The organism is Marinomonas sp. ef1 (assembly GCF_002806845.1).
Taxonomy (GTDB): domain Bacteria; phylum Pseudomonadota; class Gammaproteobacteria; order Pseudomonadales; family Marinomonadaceae; genus Marinomonas; species Marinomonas polaris.
Genome location: NZ_NHTT01000005.1, coordinates 15,097 through 39,800, shown reverse-complemented (window position 1 = coordinate 39,800; position 24,704 = coordinate 15,097). Strand labels below are relative to the sequence as shown.

The 24,704-nt window shown below is 41.8% G+C and carries 23 protein-coding genes; 10 read left to right on the top strand and 13 right to left on the bottom strand.

Annotated elements, in window-relative coordinates; all coding sequences use genetic code 11:
* Positions 1–91: 91 nt before the first annotated feature.
* Both CCS02_RS08180 and CCS02_RS08175 read right to left on the bottom strand, forming a co-directional pair.
* Positions 92–2,215, bottom strand: a complete 2,124-nt coding sequence (locus CCS02_RS08180) for a TRAP transporter permease (RefSeq protein WP_072838181.1) — start codon at positions 2,213–2,215, stop codon at positions 92–94.
* 96 nt (positions 2,216–2,311) lie between these two features.
* The gene (locus CCS02_RS08175; protein WP_072838180.1) at positions 2,312–3,340 is read right to left on the bottom strand and encodes a TAXI family TRAP transporter solute-binding subunit; all 1,029 of its coding nucleotides are present in this window, start codon (positions 3,338–3,340) and stop codon (positions 2,312–2,314) included.
* 280 nt (positions 3,341–3,620) lie between these two features.
* On the opposite strand from CCS02_RS08175, the gene CCS02_RS08170 reads away from it, so the two are divergent.
* The 4 genes from CCS02_RS08170 (at position 3,621) to CCS02_RS08155 (ending at position 7,800) form a co-directional block, all read left to right on the top strand.
* Positions 3,621–4,238, top strand: coding sequence for an HAD family hydrolase (locus tag CCS02_RS08170; protein ID WP_100187506.1), 618 nt, complete (start codon positions 3,621–3,623; stop codon positions 4,236–4,238).
* Between the two features lie 87 nt (positions 4,239–4,325).
* Positions 4,326–5,066, top strand: a complete 741-nt coding sequence (locus CCS02_RS08165) for a class I SAM-dependent methyltransferase (RefSeq protein WP_072838178.1) — start codon at positions 4,326–4,328, stop codon at positions 5,064–5,066.
* Between the two features lie 99 nt (positions 5,067–5,165).
* On the top strand, positions 5,166–7,124 hold the full coding sequence (gene acs, locus CCS02_RS08160; protein WP_100636311.1) for an acetate--CoA ligase: 1,959 nt from the start codon (positions 5,166–5,168) through the stop codon (positions 7,122–7,124).
* 28 nt (positions 7,125–7,152) lie between these two features.
* On the top strand, positions 7,153–7,800 hold the full coding sequence (locus CCS02_RS08155) for a LuxR C-terminal-related transcriptional regulator (RefSeq protein WP_072838176.1): 648 nt from the start codon (positions 7,153–7,155) through the stop codon (positions 7,798–7,800).
* A 2-nt stretch (positions 7,801–7,802) separates the two neighbouring features.
* Here the strand turns inward: CCS02_RS08155 and yidD are convergent, their stop codons facing one another.
* Entirely contained in the window at positions 7,803–8,078 is a 276-nt protein-coding gene (gene yidD, locus CCS02_RS08150) for a membrane protein insertion efficiency factor YidD (RefSeq protein WP_100187504.1), read from the bottom strand.
* A 112-nt stretch (positions 8,079–8,190) separates the two neighbouring features.
* Between yidD and CCS02_RS08145 the strand changes: the two genes are divergently transcribed.
* The 3 genes from CCS02_RS08145 (at position 8,191) to CCS02_RS08135 (ending at position 11,986) form a co-directional block, all read left to right on the top strand.
* Positions 8,191–9,057 (top strand): prephenate dehydratase, encoded by an 867-nt coding sequence (locus tag CCS02_RS08145; protein ID WP_072838174.1) that lies wholly within the window; start codon positions 8,191–8,193, stop codon positions 9,055–9,057.
* A 2-nt stretch (positions 9,058–9,059) separates the two neighbouring features.
* Entirely contained in the window at positions 9,060–11,066 is a 2,007-nt protein-coding gene (locus CCS02_RS08140) for a TonB-dependent receptor plug domain-containing protein (protein ID WP_100636310.1), read from the top strand.
* Between the two features lie 65 nt (positions 11,067–11,131).
* Complete coding sequence (locus tag CCS02_RS08135) at positions 11,132–11,986, top strand: hypothetical protein (RefSeq protein ID WP_232728845.1); 855 nt, start codon at positions 11,132–11,134, stop codon at positions 11,984–11,986.
* Positions 11,987–11,989: 3 nt separating this feature from the next.
* Here CCS02_RS08135 and CCS02_RS08130 read toward each other — a convergent pair whose 3' ends face one another.
* Positions 11,990–12,751: an alpha/beta fold hydrolase gene (locus tag CCS02_RS08130; protein ID WP_100636309.1), complete on the bottom strand. Its 762-nt coding sequence runs from the start codon at positions 12,749–12,751 to the stop codon at positions 11,990–11,992.
* A gap of 113 nt (positions 12,752–12,864) precedes the next feature.
* Here CCS02_RS08130 and CCS02_RS08125 point away from each other — a divergent pair, with 113 nt between their 5' ends.
* Positions 12,865–13,470, top strand: a complete 606-nt coding sequence (locus CCS02_RS08125) for a CDP-alcohol phosphatidyltransferase family protein (protein WP_100636308.1) — start codon at positions 12,865–12,867, stop codon at positions 13,468–13,470.
* 21 nt (positions 13,471–13,491) lie between these two features.
* Here CCS02_RS08125 and yfaE read toward each other — a convergent pair whose 3' ends face one another.
* From yfaE to CCS02_RS08105, 4 genes are all read right to left on the bottom strand, one after another.
* Positions 13,492–13,788: a class I ribonucleotide reductase maintenance protein YfaE gene (gene yfaE / locus CCS02_RS08120; RefSeq protein ID WP_072838170.1), complete on the bottom strand. Its 297-nt coding sequence runs from the start codon at positions 13,786–13,788 to the stop codon at positions 13,492–13,494.
* Entirely contained in the window at positions 13,772–14,905 is a 1,134-nt protein-coding gene (gene nrdB, locus CCS02_RS08115) for a class Ia ribonucleoside-diphosphate reductase subunit beta (protein ID WP_072838169.1), read from the bottom strand. Before nrdB ends, yfaE begins: the two co-directional genes overlap by 17 nt.
* A gap of 165 nt (positions 14,906–15,070) precedes the next feature.
* Positions 15,071–17,335, bottom strand: a complete 2,265-nt coding sequence (gene nrdA, locus CCS02_RS08110; protein WP_072838168.1) for a class 1a ribonucleoside-diphosphate reductase subunit alpha — start codon at positions 17,333–17,335, stop codon at positions 15,071–15,073.
* 298 nt (positions 17,336–17,633) lie between these two features.
* Positions 17,634–18,401: a heparan-alpha-glucosaminide N-acetyltransferase gene (locus CCS02_RS08105; protein ID WP_232728844.1), complete on the bottom strand. Its 768-nt coding sequence runs from the start codon at positions 18,399–18,401 to the stop codon at positions 17,634–17,636.
* Between CCS02_RS08105 and CCS02_RS08100 the strand changes: the two genes are divergently transcribed.
* Entirely contained in the window at positions 18,383–18,940 is a 558-nt protein-coding gene (locus CCS02_RS08100; protein WP_072838167.1) for an alpha-ketoglutarate-dependent dioxygenase AlkB family protein, read from the top strand. The two genes, CCS02_RS08105 and CCS02_RS08100, sit on opposite strands and share 19 nt — an antisense overlap.
* A gap of 44 nt (positions 18,941–18,984) precedes the next feature.
* Here CCS02_RS08100 and pdxH read toward each other — a convergent pair whose 3' ends face one another.
* From pdxH to CCS02_RS08080, 4 genes are read right to left on the bottom strand one after another with little or no spacing between them, the layout of a single operon-like run.
* Positions 18,985–19,626 carry a pyridoxamine 5'-phosphate oxidase gene (gene pdxH / locus CCS02_RS08095; RefSeq protein WP_100636306.1) on the bottom strand — a complete coding sequence of 214 codons (642 nt, stop codon included), beginning with the start codon at positions 19,624–19,626 and terminating at the stop codon, positions 18,985–18,987.
* A 2-nt stretch (positions 19,627–19,628) separates the two neighbouring features.
* Positions 19,629–20,261 carry a 2-polyprenyl-3-methyl-6-methoxy-1,4-benzoquinone monooxygenase gene (gene coq7 / locus CCS02_RS08090; protein WP_100636402.1) on the bottom strand — a complete coding sequence of 211 codons (633 nt, stop codon included), beginning with the start codon at positions 20,259–20,261 and terminating at the stop codon, positions 19,629–19,631.
* Positions 20,262–20,275: 14 nt separating this feature from the next.
* Complete coding sequence (locus CCS02_RS08085; RefSeq protein WP_072838165.1) at positions 20,276–20,617, bottom strand: histidine triad nucleotide-binding protein; 342 nt, start codon at positions 20,615–20,617, stop codon at positions 20,276–20,278.
* Positions 20,618–20,661: 44 nt separating this feature from the next.
* Positions 20,662–22,959, bottom strand: a complete 2,298-nt coding sequence (locus CCS02_RS08080; protein WP_100636305.1) for a sensor histidine kinase — start codon at positions 22,957–22,959, stop codon at positions 20,662–20,664.
* 58 nt (positions 22,960–23,017) lie between these two features.
* On the opposite strand from CCS02_RS08080, the gene CCS02_RS08075 reads away from it, so the two are divergent.
* Positions 23,018–23,275 carry a hypothetical protein gene (locus tag CCS02_RS08075; protein WP_100636304.1) on the top strand — a complete coding sequence of 86 codons (258 nt, stop codon included), beginning with the start codon at positions 23,018–23,020 and terminating at the stop codon, positions 23,273–23,275.
* 90 nt (positions 23,276–23,365) lie between these two features.
* Here the strand turns inward: CCS02_RS08075 and purD are convergent, their stop codons facing one another.
* Positions 23,366–24,652 carry a phosphoribosylamine--glycine ligase gene (gene purD / locus CCS02_RS08070; RefSeq protein WP_072838162.1) on the bottom strand — a complete coding sequence of 429 codons (1,287 nt, stop codon included), beginning with the start codon at positions 24,650–24,652 and terminating at the stop codon, positions 23,366–23,368.
* Positions 24,653–24,704: the final 52 nt, after the last annotated feature.

Below are 24,704 nucleotides of genomic sequence, written 5' to 3'. Positions count from 1 at the left end.
GCGTCTCTTCTTATGAAGAGACGCCTTTTTCGTTTAGTTATTATTACAGTTAGAGATTAACTATTATTTCAATATTGTGATGTATTATCACTCACATACTTTTCTTATAAGACTTATTGCCTATTACGAAAAGTACCAAGAAAATCACGAGGCCAATACAATTAATCCAAAGCGCTAGATGTGGCCATAACATCATCAAAGAAGCGACTAAAGCAATGAATCGTGAAAAGATCGACAGCTTATCTTCTAAGTAACCTTCCATAGCTCCAACTAAGGCATACATGCCAAAGATGGCAAAGAAAGACAGACGCAATAGTGTTTCGGTATCACCGCCAATTAATGGAGTATAAGCCATTAATAGCGGGACAATGTATAAGCCTTTTGCTAGTTTCCATGCAGTCAGACCCGTTAGCATCGGCGGCGTTTTAGCAATAGCAGCTGCAGCGAAAGCGGTTAAACATACCGGTGGTGTTACGTTACTGTCTTGTGAAAGCCAAAAGATAATCATGTGTGCTGTTACCAAAATCATCGCGACACTCTGAGCACCTAGGGCTTGATCCATCAACATGCTTTTGAAATCGTTAGGCACTTGAGCCAACAATGCTTGTGCTTGCTCCATCGGCATGCCTTGCGCTAAAGAAGCAATAGCTGAAGGGTCTACCAGCATGAAAACAGCACTTGCGGCTTCAGGCAAACTACCAGAAGACATCATATCCAATAGCTGGCTTTCTGCGATGAGATTAAATAGAGCTGGAGCCGATAGCGTTCCTAACACGATGTAAGACGCCGTTACTGGCAAGCCCATACCTAAAATCAAAGACGCAATTGCAACTAAAATAATGGTAAAGAACAGACTACCACCAGCCCAATTGGTTATTAACAAAGAGAAAGTATTACCAACGCCAGTGGTGCTAATTACGTTAACCACTAAGCCAATACCTACCAGTAAAACTGCAGTGGTAGACATGTTCTTCGCGCCTTGAGCCATCGCATCGATAACCGCAGCCGGCCCCATTCTATGCTTGCTGGAAAGGAAGGATGCGGCAATAACTGCCAAAATACTGATCCCCGCAGCGTACGTTGGTGTAAAGCCTTGTACCAACAAGGTGACTAAAACGCCAAGTGGTACAATATGATGCCAGCCGTCTTTGAGGACTTGTGAAATATCGACCGCATCATCGCTTTCTGTTGCAATTACTTTACTGCGTTTTGCTTCGACACGAACAAAGAAACCAACAGAAAGGAAATACAATAACGCCGGAATGGCTGCCACGCTGATGATGGTGACATAAGACACTTGTGTATAAGAAGCCATAATAAAAGCTCCAGCACCCATAACTGGCGGCATCAATTGTCCACCGGTAGACGCTGCAGCTTCGACGCCAGCAGCAAAACGTGCTGGAAAGCCAGCTCTGCGCATTAGTGGAATGGTGATGACGCCAGTCGATACTGTGTTGGCCACAGAAGAGCCAGAAACAGAACCCATCAAACCAGAACCTAATACCGCCACAAAACCGGGGCCACCTATCATTTTGCTAGCAAGCGAGCGTGATAGATCAATAATAAAATCACCTGCACCGGATTTTACTAAAAAGGCGCCGAATAAAATAAACATGAAGACAAAGCTCCATGAGATTCGTGAGATAGAACCAAACATGCCATCGGTACTAAAAAAGCTGCGATACAAAAGGGTTTCAAGGCTAAGTCCGGGGAAGTTAAACATGCCACCAAGCCAGCTTCCCCAAAGTACAACGTAGGTTAGAGCGACGATAATTAGAAATGGAATGAACCAGCCACTGGTGCGACGAATCAGTTCAAGAGATAGTAAAACAGCAACGCTGGATACTATCCAGTCTGAGGTGTTGAAGGTTACGCCTCTAGCATAGAGTGCGTCTTCAAAGAAAATGATGTAAAGCACCATACCTATAAGGGCGAGCACAATAGCACCATCAAAAAATAGAGCGACTTTGCTGTCTTGCCATTTAGGGTTTGCTGGTATCAGTAAGGCACACAAAATACCGAAGCCTGCAAAATGAAAAGCAGATACCCAAAGTTCTGGAAGTGTTGCTATTGTGTTGATGTAAATGTGTGCAACTGCCAAGAAAACCGAAAGGGCAAATACAAAACGGTTTAGCCAAGGGCCAGAGCGATGTTTGGTTTCAAAATCTTCAAGATTGATGTCTTGAGGTGCGGTTGGTTGCGATGAAGCAGTCATAGACAAGCTACCTTTATGTGTGCAAAAAACGGATTGAGCAAAGACGTAAAAGGTGCGCCGCACTAGTGTACGGCGCTAGAACAATAGTGAATGATGTTATTTTGCGATCAGGCGAGCTGGGATATTAATACCGCGTTCACGGTAGTAACGAGCGGCACCTGGATGTAGCGGAACAGGAAGACCTGCAATGGCTTTCTCAAGAGACATCACTGATGTCGCTTTATGAATGGCACTTAAATACGCTAAGTTTTCATAAAGTGATTTGGTTAGCTCATAGACATCGTCTTCTGATAAGTCAGCGCGTGTTGCAAGGAAGTTAGGCTGAGCAACTGTGTTTATGTCTTTTGTTTGGCCTGGGTAAGTGTTAGCTGGAATGACGTAGCGGGTCCACAACTCGTAGTTACCGTTTGCTTCTTTAATTTGCTCGTCAGTAAAGTCTAATACTTTGACCTTGTCGCCCATTGAAGCATAAAGTCTAGTTACCGCACTGACAGGAACGCCTGCAGGAGTGTTCATGCCATCGATATTGCCATTTTGCATTGCGTCGGCACTTGCACCGTAGCCCATATAAGCAAGGGCAAATTTGTCTGGGTCAATATTTAGACCTTTTAGTTGCTGACGGCCAGAACCTTCGGTTCCAGAGTTTTTAGTGCCGATGGAAAATTTATTATTTGTTCCTTCAAGAGCTTTTAGATCCGACATAGTGCCGGTTTTAGTTAGGTCTGTTTTTAGTACAAAATGCTCTACGTTTTGCCAAAGCATAGAAACAGAGCGTAACTCGGTTTGTTTGCCTGAGCTTGCAAATGGGCCTTCACCGTCCCAAGCCCATGCACCGTAAAGACCTTGTAGAATGGCGAATTGCGCTTGGTTTTCACGTAGAAGTTTGATGTTTTCACCTGAGCCAGCTGAGCTGATAGCAGAAACTGATAGGCCAAACTTAGGTTCTAGTTTTACTTTGCTCAAAGTGGCAATAGCTACACCAACTGGGTAATAAGTTCCCCCTGTCGATGCGGTAGCTAAAATGTAATTGCGGTTATCTGCAGCAGATACACCGGATGCTGATAAAGCAATCGCAGCAGCGGTTGCACTAGTAAGAATAGTTTTAGTAACAAAGCCCAATTTCATATTATTTTTCTCCTATTGATGGGATGGTTACGTAATCTATAGCGATTATCATGCCAAATATATATATCATTGATATATATGGTTTTTATTTTATCCTTGGTATTTCCTTTCTTTTTTTATACACATATGGGCTATTTATTGCTTATCGTTGACGTTTCAGTATCGGCAATAAATTGCTTACGGTGTAAGTGAGTAAAAACCGCTGTTAACATGCTATTTTATGTCATAGGGGTTTATGTGATGAGCAAAATATTGCCGATGAGTTCAAAGTGAGAAATTAATGAAAGATCATAATATTCGTGTTGTATTGTTTGATTTGGGAAATGTCTTAGTCGACTTAGGCGATATTTCTGAAATGCATGCTATGTTGAATACGCAAGGTGAGGAGTCTGCAGTCTGGTTGAAGTGGCTAAGATCACCGACAGTGGCTGCATTTGACTCTGGGAAAATTACTTTTGATCAATTTGCTGATAGATTACTAAAAGAAGTTGGCAGTAATATAGATAAAGAAATATTCAAGGCGTCTTTTAAAGCATGGCCAAGAGGCTTGTTTGCGGGGGCACTTGAGTTGGTTGAAGCGGTGAAGCCTGAATATCATCGTGCTATTTTATCCAATACTAATGCCGCTCATTGGCCGCGACTAATGGATGAAATGGCGCTGGCAGGTAAATTTCACAGTTATTATGCTTCTCATATGGTAGGTTTCGTAAAACCGGATGAAGCTATTTACCAGCATGTTATTCGCAATTTACAGGTTGCTCCCGAGCAGATTCTTTTTATTGATGATAATCAGGTCAATATTGATACTGCCAATGCTCTAGGGATGAAAGCGTTTCGAGTCAAGGGGGTTGATGAAGCACGTGTCGTGCTTCATCAACATGGGGTGTTGTCTAGCTAAATTATAGGCTGAGACAACAGTACTAGAATTGCTTGAAGCCTTAAATTAAGCAGTTGAGGTTAAACACCATTAGGTTTAGAGGTTTCTATGCGTACGTTTGATGGACAATCTTCTACTAGCTATTCACGTACTCGGCCTATGTATCCGGCTGAGCTTTATTATTGGCTATCCCAACAAGTACCTGCATCAAGTGTTGTATGGGATTGTGCGTGCGGTACTGGCCAAGCTTCGGTTGATCTTGCTGCGTACTTTGATCGCGTAGAAGCGTCTGATATTAGTGAATCTCAAGTAACTGCTGCGACACCTCACCGGAAGGTGAATTATCAGGTTTTTCCTGCTGAAAAGACGCTCTATCCTGACCATTATTTTGATGTTGTATGTGTTGCTCATGCACTGCATTGGTTTAATTTAGACGCGTTTTGGAAAGAATTAAAGCGAGTATTAAAACCTGGTGGCATGTTTATTTGCTGGGGATATAACTGGTTACAGGTAGGCGAGACGGAGGATAAAGCGATAGCAGAGTCTGTGCTGCCTCATCTTGAAACTTATTGGCCTGCAGAAAGCCGTTTATTGTGGAATCAATATCGTGATATTAAGTTTCCTTTTGAATTAATAGACGTCCCAAAATTTGAGTTAAATTGTCATTGGTCTGTGGCGCAAACGCTGGATTTTATTCGTACTTGGTCTGCATCTCAGTTGCGTATACAAGAACAGGGAGATGACTTTTTATTAAATGCTTCACCTATTATTCGTGAGGCTTGGTCGGAGCCGACAAAAAAGCAAGAGATACACCTGCCATTCTTCGTAAAAGCAGGGCGTTTCGCTTAGGCTTGCTTTTGCAATAAGACTAAAGTGGAATAGATTGGAACCTCTAGCGAGTTATAGTAGTTCAGCATCCGAATAACAAATTTAACAATGGAGCGGGTTATGAAGTCATTATATAGCGCAACCTCAAATGAGGCAGCAAAAAATGCCAATGTTAGTCAAGCAGAATTTGAAAAACGCTATCAAGAATCGATTGAAAATCCAGATGAGTTTTGGGGTCGAGAAGGGAAGCGTATAGACTGGTTTAAACCTTATACAAAAGTTAAAAACACCTCTTTTAAACGAGGCGAAGTTAACATTAAGTGGTTTGAAGATGGTGAGTTAAATGTGGCTTATAACTGCATTGATCGTCACTTAGCTAAATCTGCAAATAAAGTCGCTTACTACTGTGAAGGTGATAAAGAAAGCGATGAAAAAGTCGCAATTACCTACCAAACATTACACGATGAGGTTGGACGTTTAGCCAATCTGTTAAAACGTCAGGGCGTTAAAAAAGGCGACCGCGTTGCTATTTACATGCCAATGATTCCGCAAGCCGTCTACGCCATGTTGGCGTGTGCTCGAATTGGTGCGATTCACTCTGTTATTTTCGGTGGTTTTTCAGCTCATGCTATCGCCGATCGTTTAAACGATTGTGAAGTAAAGCTTGTTATTACCGCAGACGAAGGTCGTCGTGCTGGTAACACTATTCCTCTTAAGCACAATGTTGATATGGCGTTGGACAACAATGCTTGTCCAACTGTTGAAAATGTTATTGTCTACCGTTACACAGAAAAAGACGTGCCTTGGTTTGAAGGCCGTGATTTAGATTGGGTGGTTGAAGTAGAAAACGAAAGTACTGAATGTCCAGCAGAACGTATGAACGCGGAAGACCCGTTGTTTATTCTTTATACCTCTGGTTCAACCGGTAAGCCAAAAGGTGTGGTGCACACAACAGGCGGATATTTAGTATATGCCTCGTTAACTCATGAATTGGTGTTTGATCTTAAGCCAGATGATATTTATTGGTGTGCCGCTGATGTGGGCTGGATCACAGGCCATAGCTATATGGTTTACGGGCCGCTTGCTAATGGCGCAACAAGCATCTTATTTGAAGGGGTGCCAACGTATCCTGATTCAGGTCGAATTGGTCGTGTGGTTGATAAATTTGACGTGACCATTTTGTACACTGCACCAACGGCCATTCGTGCTTTGATGGCGAAAGGTGATGAGGCGACGCGTTCAAGTAAGCGAGATTCCTTACGAGTATTGGGCAGTGTGGGTGAGCCTATCAACCCAGAAGCCTGGTCTTGGTATTACAGTGAAATTGGTAATTCCTCTTGCCCTATCGTTGATACGTGGTGGCAAACTGAAACTGGTGGCATGATGATGACGCCACGTATTGTTCAAGGTGATGTAAAACCTGGTTCATGTACTGGTCCTTTGTATGGTGTGCAACCTGCGTTGGTAGACGCGCAAGGCGTCTTACAAGAAGAGCAGGGCGTGTTAGTGGAAGGTGGTTTGGTTATTACGGATTCTTGGCCTGGTCAGGCACGAACTGTTTATGGCGATCATGAGCGTTTCGAGCAAACTTACTTCAGTACTTTCGACGGTATGTACTTCACTGGTGACGGCGCATCTCGCGATGCAGATGGTCATTATTGGATTACTGGGCGTATGGATGATGTATTGAACGTTTCAGGGCACCGCTTGGGAACCGCTGAAATCGAAAGTGCATTAGTAGCTCATCCTTCTGTCGCTGAAGCCGCTATCGTGGGGTACCCTCATGATATTAAAGGGCAAGGCATTTATGTTTATGTCAGTGCGATTGCTGGTGTGATTCCAGATGAAGAATTGACTAAGTCATTAAAGCTATTTGTTCGACAAGAAATTGGTCCTATTGCAACGCCTGACCTTATTCAATGGACAAGTAAAGGTTTGCCGAAAACGCGATCAGGTAAAATTATGCGTCGAATTTTAAGGAAGATTGCCGCGAACGAACATGATCAACTTGGTGATACAAGTACATTAGCTGATCCAAGTGTGGTTGATGATTTAATCGAAAACCGTTTAAATGTGTGAACGTTTACACATTTAAAAAGGATACACAGTGATTTCACTTGTTATCGCGGATGATCACCCTTTGTTCCGTAGTGCGCTATGTGGTGCACTACGGGCAGAAATTGAGGGAATTGTAATTGTCGAATCACATGACTTAGATTCGACATTACAATGTTTAGCGAACGTAAATGATCTTGATTTACTGCTACTAGATTTAAATATGCCTGGTAGTGGTGACTTGTATGGGCTAATTCGAATTCGTAAAGACTTTCCTGATGTGCCTGTGGCGGTTATTTCCGGCAGTGAGGACAGTGCAATGGTTGCTAAAGTGATTGATGCTGGCGCTTTGGGCTTTATTCCCAAAACTAGCGAGCCTGCCACTTATGTACAGGCCATTCATGCCATTTTGGCGGGTGATATTTGGCTCCCAGATGGTCTTAGACAAGAGGTTGCCAATCAACCTAAACCAGATTTATCTATGCAGCACAAAGTAACAGAACTGACACCTCAGCAATATAAAGTTTTGTGTTATCTGCATGAAGGTCTGCTGAATAAACAAATTGCTTATGAATTATCTATTTCTGAAGCAACAGTAAAGGCACATATTACGGCGATTTTTCGTAAGCTGGAAATCAATAATAGGACGCAAGCAGTATTGGTTGCTAGTGACTTGAAGCTACAAATGACTACCGTATAAAGTTAATTCTTTTCTTTCTCTCTTTTAGCCTGATCTTTTCCATTTTTTTCGTCCTTGCAGTGGCATGAACCGGGAACCGGATCCATGCCACCTTCGTGCCATGGATGACATTTAGATAATCTTTTCAAACCAAGGTACATACCCTTAAAAATTCCAAAACGCTCAATAGCTTGGATCATATAATGTGAACAGCTAGGATAAAAGCGACAGTTATTACCCAATAACGGACTAATTAAAAATTGATAGCCTTTTACTATTAATATGAAGATTCTTTTCATGCGCCACTTGTCTAGTGAATGATTGGATGACTATCGCGTTATGTCATTTTTGTGTAAATAGTAACGTCTATTTGTTACTGTAGCGGAAATATATCACAGAATCGATTCTACTATGCCAGATCAACATCTTACTCTTGATGCAATGCAAGTCGTTGCTTATCAAGGCGAGCCTGGAGCCTATTCGCATCTTGCTTGCAAACATACCTTTCCTGATTGGACCAGCATTCATTGTGCGACCTTTGTTGATGCTTTGCAGATGGTGGAGCGAGGTGATGCTTATTACGCCATGATCCCCGTTGAAAACTCTACTGCTGGTAGAGTGGAAGAGATTTATCGAGAATTAAAACGCACCCAGCTGTATGTAGTGAAAGAGCATTTTGAGCCAGTAAATCATTGTTTAATTGCTCGTCATTCTATGACATTAGATCAAGTTACCCGCATTGGCAGTCACCCTCAAGCGTTGGCGCAATGTGATGCTAATATTAAGGCGTTAGGTGCGAAAAGTCAGGCCATGTATGACACCGCAGGTGCTGCTAAGCATATTGCTGAGTTTGATGAGCCTGGATTAGCGGTTATTTCATCTGAATTGGCTGCAGAATTGTATGGTCTAAATGTGCTTAAAACTTTTTTTAACGACACTATAGGCAATACAACTCGTTTTTTGGTTTTTTCTCGTCAGCAAAAAATGCCTATTTATGAAGATGGCTTAACGTATATTACTTCTTTTATGTTTCGTGTACGAAATATCCCTGCAGCCCTTTATAAAGCGATGGGTGGTTTTGCTACTCAAGGGATTAACATGTTGAAATTAGAAAGCTATATGGTGAATGGTAACTTCACCGCGACCCAGTTCTATGTAGATGTTGAAGCGCATTTTCAATCTTCCTCTATGCAGGCTGCATTAGAAGAGTTGCGCTTTTTCTCTGAAGAAGTCCGAATGTTAGGAACCTATTTAGCGGATGATTATAGGTCGAAGTAGCAATGATAACTCGTTTTTTGTGCGTTAGTTTTTATCTGTTTTTTAGTTTCAATGCTTGGGCTGAAATGGAAGATTTGTCTTCTGCTAGAGGAGATTTTTCTGATCTAGGTTCGTATGATGGCTTTTTCGATCATATTTCTGTGGTTGTTACGCCGTCTAAAATGCCTCAGCCTAGAGTCGACGTGTCTTCTACGTTATCTGTATTAGACGGTGAATTTATCCGACGTATTAATATGCAATATGTGGAAGATCTTTTGCAGTTTGTACCCGGCTTTTCAGTTGCACCTTATAAGTCATCCAGCCAAAAAGAGTCCTCTTATCACGGTACTCAGTTGGATCAATATCGCCGTATTCAGGTGTTGGTTAATGGTCGTTCTGTTTACAGTGTAGGGTTGGCGCGAGTTGAATGGGCAACGTTACCATTAAGTATTGAAGACGTCGCTCGTGTGGAAGTTAACCGAGGACCGAATGCCGCAAGCTATGGTATTAATTCGTTTTTTGCTGTGGTGAATATTATTACCAGATCTCCTTTAGAAACGTTGGGCGACAGTATTAGCGCTTATTCAGGGTCGAATGGTGATTATCGATTATATGGACAGCACAGTGGTTTAAATGGTGATTGGAGCTATCGAGCATCGGCCTCTACAAATAATGTAAGTGGCTTTGATAAAAATGCTGATGGATATGAACGTCATGATGGGCATCGAACCCAAATGGGCAATGTGCTTATTCAAAAGGAGACTGCAAGCAGCACCTTTAATCTAGATATGGGGGCCAATAGCCTTAAAGATAAGATTGATCCGGTGGAATATGACAAAGGTTCTTATGATATTAATAAGCCAATGCGCTTGATTGATCGTGAACATATTAAGTTAAGCTATAGCAAACAAGTATCACCGAGTCATGAGGTGAAAATACAGTATTATTATGATCAATCTGATCTGAATGAATATCATGAAGCTATACTCAGCTCTGGATTTTATAACGCGTTATTTGATGGTTCTAGTACTGTTCCAGTGTATGAGTCCACAATTGTTGATCTACTGGAAACTCGTCAAGATATTGAGCTACAAAGCACATGGGAAGCATCCAATAGACTGCGTTTGATTTCTGCTGTGGGCTATCGTTGGGATGAAGCGGATTCTGAGCATTATTTATCAGGAAAAGCGAGTGATGAGGTGTTTCGCCTTTCTTCTAACATAGAGTACAGAGCTAGCGAGAGTTGGATAATAAATGCTGGGGCTATGTTTGAGCGCAGTCAAATGGGAGGGGCGTTTTTATCGCCTAAATTCGGTATGACTTATAAGTTATCCGAGCAAGAGTCTATGCGATTTAATATATCCAAAGCGGTAAGAACTCCTGATTTATCAGATCAATATTTTAAGTGGCATTATGTTTTAGCTAATGGGGATAGCTCTCCAACCTCGTATGCGGTGAATGGAGAAAAAGAGGAAAAAATTACTTCTTATGAAGTGGGCTATTATCATTATTGGCCGAGTCGCGGTTTATCGTTTGATATAAAGTTTTATCATGATGAAGTTAAGGACATGGTCTTAAGTCAGAAAAAATTCACATCCTATACTGGAGATGCTCAAGTCGAAGAGGGCATAACGGAAGATGTTGATATCAATGGAATTGAACTAGAATTTGATTGGCGCTTTCGTTCTGGTGCTATTACTCGTTTCACCTATGCTTATCAAGATACTCAAACAGACAACGCTACTCTTCTGAAGGCTACAACACCTGTTATGGTCTCTTTCTTTGGTAGCTTGCCTCTAACAGATCGCTGGGCTATTCAAAGCTATTATTGGTATGGAAAAGAGTTAGGCGGTAAAGATTATGAATTACTTAATACATGGTTGTCATACGAATTGACCTTCGGAGGGTACTCTAAGGCTACAATGGGAGCTGGTGTGGAAACGCGTTTAGATGATAACTCACTTGTTTCGAAACATAATAATTTGACGGAAAATACGTTTGCTTATGTTTTCACCAATATCACTTTCTAATGTGGATAAATAGAAACGTGAAAAGGATTTTTATTTTTATTATTTTGTCGCTGACATCCATAAATGTGTCTGCGGCTATTTATGTTGTCCATGATATAGAAGAGAGTTCAGCACGCTCTTTGGCATTCCAGCTTTCTAAATTATTGCCAGCCAATACGCAACTGATCCCAGTGCGTCGTTCTTTGTTTATACAAAACGCTTCTTTTTTGAAAAGCGAAGATGTGACGGTTGCAATTGGTTCTGAAAGCTTTCGTCAGGTGTGTTCATCGGTCTCAGAAGGGGCTGTTATGGCTATTTTTATTGGTAAAGAAGAGTATCTTAAAGCACGGCCGCAGTGTGGGCTTCCTAATAGTGCTGTGTTTTCTGGGGCGCCTTTGGATAAGCGCTTGGCCTTGCTTGAGGCTATTTGGTTTGATCGTAAACCTCTGGCTGTACTTTATAGTGATAATCTTTTGATCGATGTGCAAAATATGCAGGAACAGGCCGCGCAGCATGGCTTTGAGTTTCAGTTTATTAAAACAGAGGTGGACCGACTGTCTGTGTTGAAGTCGGTTAATTTCGTCTTAGATGGCTCAGCTGTGGTTTTTTCATTAGTTGATACTGAGCTATATAAAAATGGTATAGCACAGGACATACTGAAATTACTATTTCATAAACAACGGGTGATGATAGGACCTTCTTTTGCTTTTGTTCGAGCAGGTTCATTGTTTGCAATTTATTCTGATACTGATACGAAACTAGATATTTTGGCTAATCATATCAGCATGTGGCAAACAAAAGGGGTACTGCTGGACGCTGTGTACCCCGATAAGCTGAGAGTGAGTTTTAACCCCTATCTGATTAAATCACACGGTGTCGTGTTGCCGTCTCCGTCTTACTTGAAAGATAAGTATGGTCTTTGCTCCGAAACTGGGTGTTAGAGGTTACTGTAGAAAGCGTTTCACTAGACTGGTAAAGGGTAATGGTTTTTCAGCATGTAACCAATGACCAGCACCAGATATTATCTTAAAGCTGGCGTTTGGAAAGAATGCCAAAATAGCTTCCTGATACTCTGCCAAGATATAGTCTGAGTTTTCACCTTTGATAAATAGCGTTGGAATACTTACCGCACTTTTAATCACTGGTTTTTTCAGGATAGTAGAATAGCTATCGGCTATATTGTTCACAGAGAGCTCTAGTGTGAAGCCTTCTTCGCTTCTTGCTAGGTTTTTCAATAAGAATTGTCTGACGGCCAAGTTTGACTCGTATTTACTTAATAGCGCGTCTGCTTCTTTTCTTGAAGAGGGTAGTGATTCATCAATCGCCTTTAAGCCTTCTAAGATCCGAGTATGGCTAGGCTGGTAATCGACTGGAGCAATGTCGACGACAATAAGTTTTTCAATTTGTCCCGCTGTTGCCATTGCCGCCATTTGCATGGCGACTTTCCCACCCATAGAGTGACCGAGTAGGTAGAAAGAGTCGATTTTATTGAGCTCAGCCCAGTTAAGTATCGCTTCTGCCATTTTTGGGTAGCTGGCGTCTGGCATGCTGTCTGATTTACCATGGTTCGGAAGATCGATGCAGTAAACAGTGAAGTGCTCAGCTAAAGATTGTGCAATTGAATGCCAGTTGTCAGCATTGCCAAATAAACCGTGTATGACAATAAGATTTGGGCCTGATGAGCCATATTGTTTTGCGTGTATCATAAAAACCTTATTATTCTGCTAAGTAGATGAATGGTATTAGTTAACACTAGTATGCTTACATTGTATCAAGTCTTGGAATATTTCGTCCCTATAGAATCAAGGTAGTTGTTTGAATGTTAGATACATTTTTTATTAAAGCCCTCAAACACCCGTTGCGTTTAACGGCTTTAGTGATTGATAAGTTAGGAGTAAAAGCCAATTGGATTACCTTGCTTGGTTTTTTGATTGGCATGATGGTATTGTCAGCTTTGTACTTTGGAAACACCTCTTTAGCGTTGGTGTTGGTGATTATAAACAGGGTGATGGATGGCTTAGATGGCGCGGTGGCTAGGATACAAGGCCCCACAGATTTGGGGGGGTATTTAGATATCACCTTAGATTTCATTTTTTATTCGGCGGTGATTTTCGGTTTTGCCTTGATGAATCCAGTGGACAATGCGTTAGCGGCGAGCTTTTTGATTTTTTCTTTTATGGGCACGGGCAGTAGTTTTTTAGCGTTTGCCATTATGGCCGAGAAGCGAAACATTGAACGTTTAGAGTATGGTCGTAAATCTCTGTATTTTTTAGGGGGATTGGCTGAGGGTACAGAAACTATTGTGTTTCTGGTATTGATTTGTTTATTGCCTGACTACTTTGCCGTCATGGCGTATTTGTTTGGTGTGATATGTTGGGTAACGACGACAACTCGAATTTACGCGGGCTACCGTACGTTACGTTAGGCAGTAATTAGTAAACAAAAATTAGTCGAAAAAAGCGATTTCAATGTCGCTTTTGACAATAGCGCAGCATGCTAATAAATAACCGCTTTGCACCCATGCAAGGGGCTCAAATGGGTAAATTACATTTCCCCACAAGAGCTTGATTGAGCAAGAAGAGCAATATCCTTCACGACACTGGTATTCAACGTGAATACCAGCTCTCTCAAGTTGTACTAGCAAGGGCTCATCTTCGGTGACGAGAATTTGTTTTTTCCCTAGCAGTACACGATGCACTTGTTCTTTTTTCTCGGGTGCTTTTGGTTTAGAGGTCGAAGTCATCGAAGTCTGAATCATCTAAGCTATTGTCAGTTTGACCCACTAGGTAAGAACTGATTTCTGCCTCTTGTGGGGCAACTTGAACATTGTCACTCACCAACCAAGCATTAATCCAAGGGATTGGGTTATGCTTAGTTGTAAAGCAAGTTTCAAATCCAACGGCTTGCATACGTACATTGGTAATGTATTCAACATACTGGCCTAGAATTTGAGCGTTAAGGCCAATCATCGAGCCGTCTTTGAATAGGTAAGTTGCCCATTCTTTTTCTTGCTCTGCTGCTTCAATGAAAATCTGGCGAACTTCGTCTTGGCATTCTGCAGCAATGACGGCCATCTCTGGGTCATCTTTACCGGAAGCCATCAAGTTCAGCATGTGTTGAGTGCCTGTTAAGTGCAAAGCCTCATCACGAGCGATTAATTTGATGATCTTAGCGTTACCTTCCATCAGCGTGCGTTCAGCAAAGGCGAAGCTACAAGCAAAACTCACATAGAAACGAATCGCTTCTAATACGTTGACGGATGCAATTGTTAGGTAAAGTGCCTTTTTAAGCTTAGGCATAGAAATTTCAATTGGGCCCTTGCCTGGAACATCAAAGGTTCCCATGCCCATGGTGTTATACAAATTGACCATTTCGATTAGACGGTCATAGTATTTAGAAACACTATCAGCACGTTTAGTGATTTCTTCGTTCGTCACGATATCATCAAAAATTTTGGTCGGATCATTAACGATGTTACGAATAATATGTGTGTAAGAGCGGCTGTGAATGGTTTCGCTGAATGACCAAGTTTCGATCCAAGTTTCTAATTCAGGTAGAGAAACGATTGGTAATAATGCAACGTTTGGCGAACGGCCTTGCACGCTGTCGAGCAGGGTTTGATACTTTAGGTTGCTCAAGAAGATATGTTGTTCGTGTTCTTCTAATCTTTGAAAATCTTTACGATCTGTAGAAAGGTCGACTTCTTCCGGGCGCCAAAAGAAAGATAATTGCTTTTCGATTAATTTTTCAAAGATAGGATGCTTTTGCTGATCATAGCGAGCAACGTTGACATTTTCACCAAAGAACATAGGTTCTTTTGTACTATCGAAGTGCTTACGGTTGAAAGTCGAGTAACTCATGTCTCAGGGTATTCCTCAAAAGCGTAAGGCACATTCAATGAGAAGATGCCTTAGTTATTAATAGATTTTAGTATTTCGTTAAAGCGATAAACGTAGCAAAGCCTCATTGTTATGAGGCTTTGCTTGTCAGATCATGCAAAAGATCTTTGTACGATGGCTGACAGGTTAGATTTTGCAAGCACCGCCAGCACAATCATCCATGTCTTCTTGTTTATCATCAGCACCATCACGAGTATTGTGATAGTACAGTGTTTTCACACCAAGTTTATAAGCGGTAAGTAGATCTTTCAAAATCACCTTCATCGGTACTTTTTGAGATTCAAATTTCTGTGGATCATAGTTTGTATTGGCAGAGATCGCTTGGTCGACAAATTTCTGCATGATGCCAACTAATTGTAGGTAGCCATCATTTGATGGAATGGTCCACAACAATTCATAGCTATCTTTTAGGCGTTCAAACTCAGGTACGACTTGCTTCAAAATACCGTCTTTACTTGCTTTAACAGATACGAAACCACGAGGTGGCTCGATGCCGTTAGTCGCGTTACTGATCTGAGAAGAGGTTTCAGATGGCATCAATGCAGTTAGTGTTGAGTTACGTAGACCGTGAGTAACGATCTCAGTACGCAAGGTTTCCCAATCGTAGAACAATTCGTTAGAAACGATGTTATCGATTTCTTTTTTGTAGGAATCGATTGGCAAAATACCTTTAGAGTAAGTCGTTTCGTTGAATGCCAAGCATGGACCAAACTCTTTCGCTAACTTGTTAGAAGCTTTTAGTAGGAAATACTGAATCGCTTCAAATGTTTTGTGAGTTAGTTCGTTTGCACTGCCGTCAGAGTATTTAACGCCATTTTTCGCTAAGTAGTACGCGTAGTTAATAACGCCCACACCTAAAGTACGACGCAATTCAGTAGCACGTTGTGCTGCTGGGATTGGGTAATTTTGGTAATCCAACAAACTGTCTAAAGCGCGAACAATAAGCTCTGCTAGCTCTTCTAGCTCATCTAGACTTTCAAGTGCACCTAGGTTGAATGCAGACAAAGTACAAAGGGCAATTTCGCCTTCTTTGTCATCAATGCTATTCAGTGGCTTGGTTGGAAGGGCGATTTCCAAACACAAGTTACTTTGCTTGACTGGAGCAACTTTAGGATCGAATGGGCTGTGAGTATTACAGTGATCCACGTTTTGTAGATATATACGACCAGTACTTGCACGTTCAGAAGCAAATAGAGTGAATAGTTCCGTTGCTTTAATCGTTTGTTTACGGATAGAAACATCTTGCTCATACATAGTATACAAGCGATCAAATTCTTCTTGGTCAGCAAAGAAAGCATCGTATAGACCTGGTACGTCAGATGGGCTAAACAAAGTGATATTGCCGCCTTTAATCAAACGTTGGTACATCAGGCGGTTAAACTGTACGCCGTAATCCAAATGACGAACACGGTTTTCTTCTACACCACGGTTGTTTTTCAGTACCAATAGGCTTTCGACTTCTAAGTGCCAAATTGGGTAGAAAACGGTAGCTGCGCCGCCACGAACACCACCTTGAGAACAGCTTTTTACCGCTGTTTGGAAGTGTTTGTAGAATGGAATACAGCCTGTGTGGAAGGCTTCGCCACCACGGATAGGGCTACCTAGAGCACGAATTGCACCGGCGTTTACACCAATACCAGCGCGCTGGCTAACGTATTTAACGATAGCACTTGATGTGGCGTTGATAGAATCTAAAGAGTCACCACATTCAATCAATACGCAGCTACTGAACTGACGAGTAGGTGTGCGAATACCAGACATAATAGGTGTTGGTAATGAAATTTTGAATTTAGATACTGCGTCATAGAAGCGGCGGATTAAGTTTAAACGCTCTTTTTTGTCGTATTCAGCAAATAAACAAGCAGCGACAAGTATGTAGATAAACTGAGGGCTTTCGTATATTGCACCAGTTACTCGGTTTTGTACCAAGTACTTACCTTCAAGCTGTTTCACCGCAGCATACGAAAAATCCATATCACGAGAGTGGTCAATGAATGTATTTAGCTCGTTAAAATCTTCTTCTGTGTACTTTTCAAGCAACTGTGCATCATAACGCTTTTGCTCAACAAGACTTTTTACGTGTTTGTAAAGGTGTGGTGGCTCGAAATCACCAAAGGCTTTTTTACGTAGGTGAAAGATAGCTAAACGAGCTGCTAGATATTGATAGTCTGGAGTGCTTTCGGAGATTAAATCTGCAGCAGACTTAATAAGTGTTTCGTGGATGTCTGTAGTACGAATACCCTCAAAGAACTGAATTCGTGCTTTTAGCTCTACTTGGGAAACAGAAACATTGTCTAACCCTTCGGCAGCCCATGCGATGACTTTATGAATCTTTTCTAGGTTGATGTTTTCTGTCGTCCCGTTACGTTTAGTAACTGTGAGAGTGCTCATTCAATGACTTCCCATTAGCGCAATATAAAAAAGGATATTTACTCTATGTAGTGTGTATTTTTTAGCTAACACACTATATGTAGTGTTTCGTTGTTAATCTGTAGCGAACAATAGTGCTCATTTAGGTGAAAATCAAGGCTTGAAAAAAACTCTAAAATGATAATTGAATAATAGCTAAGTGGTCACTTACTTTACTTGCCTGAAAAAGCGTAAAGTTAGCAATTGGCAATACCATAAGGGCTATTTTTATCTATTTTTTGCTGAAAAAAACTCACCTGCCTGAACGCACGAAAAGTGATCAAGAAATGAGGGTAAGCACCATTTTGAACGCCGCAACCAGTACAAATAAAATTACTTGGTGGGTAAGGTATATTGGTAGTGCATAACGTCCCATAAATGCCAAAATATGTATTATTAGGTTGTTTGGTATGGGGCACTTATGCCAATTTAGGTATCCAAGAAGAGGGCCAATTAAAACAACACCAATCCATGGGAATGGAAACACGATATCCAAGGTTCTTTGTGGCAGAGCTATGTAGGAAGTGATGGTCGAGAAGGCGTTAGGGAAGTGTAGCCATTTAGTTGTGTGATAGATGATTATAATTATGGCACCGAATAACGCTGAAAGAATTGGCCATTTCGCAATGGGTCTAATGATTAACGATGCGATAAATATAAAATGCAAAATGCCAAAATATATCCACTGCTCAGGAACTGCTAGGTAAGTAGCAAAAGAAATAGCCGCGGCGGAAATAAATAGTTTTATATCACGTTTCCAAAACGACTGACTGCTAGCCCTTTCTAATGCTAGATAGGTTGACCAGCCAATTGCAGATAGAAACAAGGTTAGAATTAGGCTGCGAAAATAGACCCAAAAAGGGTCGTAAATGGAAAACTCCATAAAGCCAAAATTCCGCAAATCCCAGCAGAAATGGAATATCATCATCAGTAGTACGGCGGTACCGCGATAAACGTCTAAAAATGCACTGCGTTTGGTGGGTTCGAAAACGGAAGAGGTTTGCATTGAAGTCCAAGGTGAATAATTAAATGGAAGCTCGGCCATCATACCGATACTCAATTTCTAGCTCAAGCTTGCAGCAGCTTATGCCACAGCTTAAGTTGAATTTACTGTGGGAAAGAGAAAATTTGCTCATGTTTGGCCGCGATATATCGGTGCCAAGAAAAGTTGCGTTTATTGCGGATTTTGGTATTTGTTATCGCTATTCAGGTAAAGATCATCATGGTGCTGGTTGGCCTGATTGGCTATTGCCTATCAAAGAAGAGGCAGAACACCTTGCAGAGCAGCCTTTTAATGCGGTGTTATTGAATTGGTACCAAGATGGTGATGAATATATGGGCTGGCATGCCGATGATGAAAAATCATTAGGGCCTGCGCCAGTCGTTGCTATGTTAAGCCTCGGAGCGAGTCGGCCATTTCTATTTCGCCTTAAAGCGAATCATCAAATTAAACACAGTGTGGAATTAGAAGACGCAAGCTGGTTGGTTATGTCTGCTTCAACGCAAGTATTGTGGCAGCATTCTTTACCAGTAAGAAAGCGAATCAAAGAGGAGCGAATAAGCTTAACGTTTCGCCTCCTGCTTTGATCCTTATCTACTTACTTTAATACTTCTTTGGTAGCGTCTAATAATTAAGGCGCTTTGCGTGTTCTTAGCCAATCGTTGTCTTTGAGTGTGTAGCAAATGCGATCATGAAGTCGGCTTGGTCGTCCTTGCCAGAATTCAATGAAACTAGGCTTTAGCACATAGCCACCCCAGTTTTCTGGGCAAGGTACTTCTAAATCATTAAAAGCTTGTTCTTCTGCGTTAAAGGCTTTTTGCAGTGCGTCACGGCTAGCAATTACAGTACTTTGTTTTGATGTTCTTGCTGCTAGCTGGCTACCGCGTGGGCGAGTTGCAAAATACGTCTCTGAAGTCTTGCGGGATACTTTCTCTATAATGCCCTCTACACGAACTTGACGAGACAGCGCAGGCCAAAAGAAGGTCATGCTAGCTTTATTGTTTTGCGCGAGCTGCTGGCCTTTCTCACTGTCATAGTTGGTGAAAAATGAAAATCCAGCATCGTTACGTTGTTTTAATAGCACCACGCGTGAATGAGGCCAACCATCTAGTCCAATAGTGCTTAATACCATTGCTGTTGGATCATCGGGGCAAGATTCGATAGCCTTTTCGAGCCAAGTGTCAAATAAAGCAAGTGGGTTGTTACCAGCCTGTTCTTCCAAAAGATCGTCGAATTGGTAGTCACGACGAATAGAATGAAGATCTCTGTTCATGATTAAATCCGGTAAGTAGTTGTGGTCATGACTTTGGATACTTGGGTCATGATGGCCATAATAGGTTGTGGAAACTCGTATCCGCCTGCTTCTAACGCCATTGCTTTGTGTCTGGCTTCATCTATGTGCATTTGCGTTAATACAGCTTTGCTTTTTGCATCTTGTATTGGCAGGGTCGCCATGTGTTTTTGAAGATGAATGCAAACCTGATCTTCTGTTGCTGCAACAAAGCCTAAGCTTAATTTATCACTAATAAGGCCAGCTCCAGCTCCTATCATAAATGACGCACCATAAAATAATGGGTTCAAAATGCTCGGCTTGCTGCCTAGGTCATAAAGACGCTGTTCGCACCAGACTAGATGATCTATTTCTTCGTCTGCGGCATGCTCCATTTCTTGGCGAACTGTAGCTAGTTTTGCGGTAGTAGCTTGGCCCGCGTAAAGGGCTTGTGCGCATACCTCTCCAGTATGGTTAATACGCATTAGGCCTGATGAATGCTTACGCTCGCTTTGATCCAATTCTGCTTCTTCTAGTTTATCAGCAGGGGAAGATCGATTTGCTTTCGCTGCGTGAGGGACAAGCGTTTGTAAAGCGCGGTCAAACTGTAATACGGCTTTATCTAGAAAAGAGATCATCATATTTCCTCTTGTTAACCTGGAGGCCATGTCATCGCGCGGCCACCCAATACATGCATATGAATGTGGTAAACGGTTTGCCCACCCATTTCGTTGCAGTTCATGACAACGCGATAGCCTGCGTCGCTGATGCCTTTCTGTTTTGCTATTTTCGCTGCGGTAATTTGTAGTTTACCAACCACTGGAGCATCTTCATCTGTAAGGTCATTCAGCGTACTAATGTGACGCTTCGGGATGACAAGAAAATGGGTTGGTGCTTTAGGCATAATATCTTCAAAAGCAATAACGTCATCGTCTTCAAATAAAATGTTTGCCGGAATGTCACCCTTTACTATCTTGCAAAATAAACAGTCCATATCATCTCCTTTCGTTTGTATTATTCAAGGTTAGTGGTTTTGCTTCAAGGCGTTTTGCGCAAAGGGTTGATCCGTGACAAAGATGTGTTCTTTAGTCTGTCCCCTTTTTGTATAAGGCGCGATATCCTTTGCTCTAGATGGTTTTCTAACTCAGAGCAGGCTAGTAATTCATCAAATCCCAGCTTTTTTGCATAATCTAGCGACATTTTAACATTGTTGCTGATGAGTAAGCACTGATCTTCATGGCGCATTAAAGGAAGTAATCTTTGCTGTGTAATGTGGGGAATGTGCCCGCCGTTATCAAATACTAAAATAACAGAGCCTGATTCTCTTTTTGCAGGCAGCTCTAAATAATCCAATAAACTTTCTAGAGTGGTGAAGTGCTCTATTTTATTGGTATGACTTTGCAAGATCGTTAGTGCTTTTTGTAGGTCGCTGTCTTCTTGGCCAAATAATATGATGTCAAAGTGATGTTGTTGGCTGATATCGTTATTTAAAGGGCGTATGTGCGCACGTATAGGGAGCTGGATGTTAACGCTTCGCATACGAGCATTTTCAGATATTTGTATCTCACCTTCTAAGTGTTGGGTGAGAAGTGATATGTAATGCATTCCAAGATCAAAACTGGTTGCAGTAGTGCGAACTTGTGTCGGCAGCGGAAAGCAGCTGAGCTCTAGTAAAGTTACACCTTCTCTGTTTATTTCATGGCGGGTAATGTTGATGGTTAATATTTGATCTGTGAAGTGCTTGAATTCTTGCGCTAGGCTTTCTATAAGGTGCTGCAAAATAGATGCATTCTGTAAGATTTCAACTTGATCTGTCTTGTAAGTATTCAGCTCAATCTGCGTGTTATCTTGATCTAAGCGTTGAACGTTATTGTAAGCATTATCTATTAATTGATTAAGTGATAGCGGGTACGGCTGATCTGGTGGCGTATGTTCTTTAATATCACTAATTAGGTCAATTCGCTCAATCAGATTTTTTAGATTGTTGTTAGCAGTCAGGCTGCTGGTTAAAAACAGCTTGGTATCATTTGATGTAGCAGCTTGTTCAAGGTGGGAGAGCGTACCTCCAAGAATATTGATTTGACGGCGAAGCCTGTTGGAAATGTCGGATAAAAGGTCTGTTATTTCTGTTTGAGCTTGTTTGCTCTTTTTCGAATGCCTTTGTAGTAGTGGCGTTGTTTGCGCAATCATACCAGTGAAATGAATCATTGCTTCGATGATTATAGTGATGGTTAACCCCCACTCAAACAATAACGCGCTTGGAATAACGCCATAGGCTGACATAAGCCAAGCAAAGTGGCCGCAAAGTAATGTTAGTCGAGCAACCAGGTAGTACCCAGAAAACGGTATATTTTTCATAAAGGCGATGACAGCATGCACGGTTAATATAATAAGAGTGCCAACCACTATGAAAGAAAGAGCCGCTATGTTTATTTTTTCTGGTGAAATAGTGAAAATGATGGCAAATAACGCGTTAATAGAACCGACTGCAATTAATAGCTTGTCTAATTTAGGCAGATGTTCTTTGGTATCAAGATAGAGACGGGAGAAAAATACAATGGCGCATAAACAAGATAATGCGGCTAGATTGTATATTCGTTCTTGAATATTGATCTGGTTTGGAAACAGCTGAGAAATCTGATCGTGAAGTGCGAGATGTAGAACTGCTATGCCAATGAGCAAGATGCAGTAGATTAAATACATAGGGTGTGATGTTTTGACAAAAAAGAAGGCATTACAAACCAGTAGAGCCAACAATATGCCAATGAGAACCCCGGTGAAAGTTAGGCTTTTTTGAGTGTCTTGGCTTAGTTGAGAAAGGGTTTTAAGCTCGATTTGTGCATTAATTGGTAAGTGAGATGATAGCTTAATGTACAAGGTGAACACGGGGGGCGAGTTGGCTGGAATTGAAAAAATATAGTTTGGTGCTTTGATTTCTTTGTTGTTATAAGGGCGCGCACCACCGAGCTCTGCCTGGATCTGATTTTCGTATAAATTAGGTAGGTAGATGTCTAGATATTGTAGTCTAGGCGAATCTATTTCTAGTAAAATAGGCGTACTGTTGGTAGTTCGTATTGCTACATCGGTGCGAATCCATATGTTGCCTTTTACCAATCCCAATTGTAAGTATTCACGGTTAATTGGACGAAATCTCTTTGCATATTCGTCAGACGCAATAGTGCTAAATGGGAGGGCTTGATCTTCATCGATAAAATAAGAGCCGCTTTTGCTAATATTGAACGTACTATTCGTATCATCAATGATGGCAATAGTGTTTGTGCTCCACGCGGTGTTGGAGATGCTAAGTAAAAACAGTAAAATAAATCGATAAAGCAAAACGCTAGCCTAATTATATTGTATAAAGGCTATCATTATTAACTAGATAGGGGATCAAATGCTATATCCAATTTTGGTGGAGTATTATGTTTGGTTTAGCATACTCTTGTTGGGTGTAACTTGGTTTGCTAGGCAAGCAAAACCGACAACCCGAACTAATCTAATGTACGGCTATGGAATGGTTGCAGCGCTAGGTTTTGTGCTTGGTTTAGATTGGGTCGCTGGCATTATTTTTGGTTTATTGGTGCTGGAAGTAGGGCGCTTGTTTAAGGCTTGGTTAGACAAAAAAGAGTCTCAGCTGAAAAATAAGTCATAAGTCTGGATCAATTTTAATATGTGAAAAAGGCCTCAATTGAGGCCTTTTTTGTTAATAAATAACGTATTTACACTTTAAGTTGACTGCAGATTACTTTTGCTCACGAGCAATTGCACGATGGCCGATGTCGGTGCGGAAATAAACTTTGTCCCAAGACAGTGTCTTAACCACATCGTAAGCAGACGCTTGTGCTTCTGCAACCGTATCGCCAAGAGCAACGGCACAAAGAACACGGCCGCCATTGGTAACCACCTGGCCATCTTTTAATGTTGTGCCAGCTTGAAATACTTTCTGGCCTGCAGGAAGTACTGTGTCTAAACCAGAAATTACATCGCCTTTAGGGTAATCTGCAGGGTAGCCGCCAGCAGCAAGAACCACGCCTAAGCTTGCGCGAGGATCCCAATCAGCTTCGATTGTATCTAGCTTGCCATTGATTGCAGCCAAACACATTTGTGCCAAATCAGAACGCAAGCGCATCATGATTGGTTGTGTTTCTGGATCACCAAAACGGCAGTTGTATTCGAGCGTTTTTGGTGTGCCATCTGGTGCGATCATCACGCCAGCGTATAAGAAACCGCGGTAGCGATTACCTTCAGCGTTCATGCCTTTGACCGTTGGCATGATGACTTCGTTCATAATGCGATCATGGATTTCTGGTGTAACAACAGGTGCTGGAGAGTAAGCGCCCATGCCGCCAGTGTTAGGGCCTTTGTCACCATTATCACGTGCTTTGTGGTCTTGGCTTGTCGCCATTGGTAAAACGGTCTCGCCATCAACCATGCAGATGAAGCTAGCTTCTTCGCCAACCAAGAATTCTTCGATAACAACACGACTACCTGCATCACCAAAAGCGTTGCCTTGTAGCATGTCTTCAACAGCTTCAATAGCTTCGGCTTCTGTTTGCGCCAAAATAACGCCTTTGCCTGCTGCTAAGCCGTCGGCTTTAACAACGATTGGAGCGCCGTGCTGCTTGATGTAAGCAATAGCAGGTTCGATCTCAGTGAAGTTACCGTAAGCCGCAGTTGGGATATTGTGGCGAGCTAAGAAATCTTTAGTGAAGGCTTTAGAGCCTTCTAATTGTGCTGCTGCTGCCGTTGGGCCGAAGATAGCTAGGCCTTCTTTTTCAAACGCGTCTACTACACCAATAACCAATGGCGCTTCTGGACCAACAATTGTTAGGTCGATGTTTTCTTTTTTTGCAAAAGCAACAAGATCTGCAATATCAGTGACACCAATGTTAACGTTTTCGACTTTGTTTTCTGTTGCTGAGCCTGCGTTGCCTGGAGCAACGAAAACTTTTTCGACATGGCTAGATTCTGCGGTTTTCCATGCTAGAGCATGTTCACGTCCGCCGTTACCAATAATAAGAACTTTCATTATCTAATCCTTCGTATTGCTAGCCAGAGACCTAGGTCTCTGGCGACTAACT

Bases quoted from the DNA above. Each gene is read 5' to 3' on its own strand.
- CCS02_RS08125 (WP_100636308.1), top strand. From the start codon at position 12,865: ATGTTAGATACATTTTTTATTAAAGCCCTCAAACACCCGTTGCGTTTA.
- CCS02_RS08085 (WP_072838165.1), bottom strand. From the start codon at position 20,617: ATGGACTGTTTATTTTGCAAGATAGTAAAGGGTGACATTCCGGCAAAC.
- purD (WP_072838162.1), bottom strand. From the start codon at position 24,652: ATGAAAGTTCTTATTATTGGTAACGGCGGACGTGAACATGCTCTAGCA.
- CCS02_RS08140 (WP_100636310.1), top strand. From the start codon at position 9,060: ATGATAACTCGTTTTTTGTGCGTTAGTTTTTATCTGTTTTTTAGTTTC.
- CCS02_RS08180 (WP_072838181.1), bottom strand. From the start codon at position 2,215: ATGACTGCTTCATCGCAACCAACCGCACCTCAAGACATCAATCTTGAA.
- pdxH (WP_100636306.1), bottom strand. From the start codon at position 19,626: ATGAACAGAGATCTTCATTCTATTCGTCGTGACTACCAATTCGACGAT.
- CCS02_RS08145 (WP_072838174.1), top strand. From the start codon at position 8,191: ATGCCAGATCAACATCTTACTCTTGATGCAATGCAAGTCGTTGCTTAT.
- CCS02_RS08170 (WP_100187506.1), top strand. From the start codon at position 3,621: ATGAAAGATCATAATATTCGTGTTGTATTGTTTGATTTGGGAAATGTC.
- CCS02_RS08100 (WP_072838167.1), top strand. From the start codon at position 18,383: ATGGAAGCTCGGCCATCATACCGATACTCAATTTCTAGCTCAAGCTTG.
- CCS02_RS08130 (WP_100636309.1), bottom strand. From the start codon at position 12,751: ATGATACACGCAAAACAATATGGCTCATCAGGCCCAAATCTTATTGTC.
- CCS02_RS08105 (WP_232728844.1), bottom strand. From the start codon at position 18,401: ATGATGGCCGAGCTTCCATTTAATTATTCACCTTGGACTTCAATGCAA.
- nrdA (WP_072838168.1), bottom strand. From the start codon at position 17,335: ATGAGCACTCTCACAGTTACTAAACGTAACGGGACGACAGAAAACATC.
- yfaE (WP_072838170.1), bottom strand. From the start codon at position 13,788: ATGACTTCGACCTCTAAACCAAAAGCACCCGAGAAAAAAGAACAAGTG.
- acs (WP_100636311.1), top strand. From the start codon at position 5,166: ATGAAGTCATTATATAGCGCAACCTCAAATGAGGCAGCAAAAAATGCC.
- CCS02_RS08165 (WP_072838178.1), top strand. From the start codon at position 4,326: ATGCGTACGTTTGATGGACAATCTTCTACTAGCTATTCACGTACTCGG.
- coq7 (WP_100636402.1), bottom strand. From the start codon at position 20,261: ATGATCTCTTTTCTAGATAAAGCCGTATTACAGTTTGACCGCGCTTTA.
- yidD (WP_100187504.1), bottom strand. From the start codon at position 8,078: ATGAAAAGAATCTTCATATTAATAGTAAAAGGCTATCAATTTTTAATT.
- CCS02_RS08075 (WP_100636304.1), top strand. From the start codon at position 23,018: ATGCTATATCCAATTTTGGTGGAGTATTATGTTTGGTTTAGCATACTC.
- CCS02_RS08175 (WP_072838180.1), bottom strand. From the start codon at position 3,340: ATGAAATTGGGCTTTGTTACTAAAACTATTCTTACTAGTGCAACCGCT.
- nrdB (WP_072838169.1), bottom strand. From the start codon at position 14,905: ATGAGTTACTCGACTTTCAACCGTAAGCACTTCGATAGTACAAAAGAA.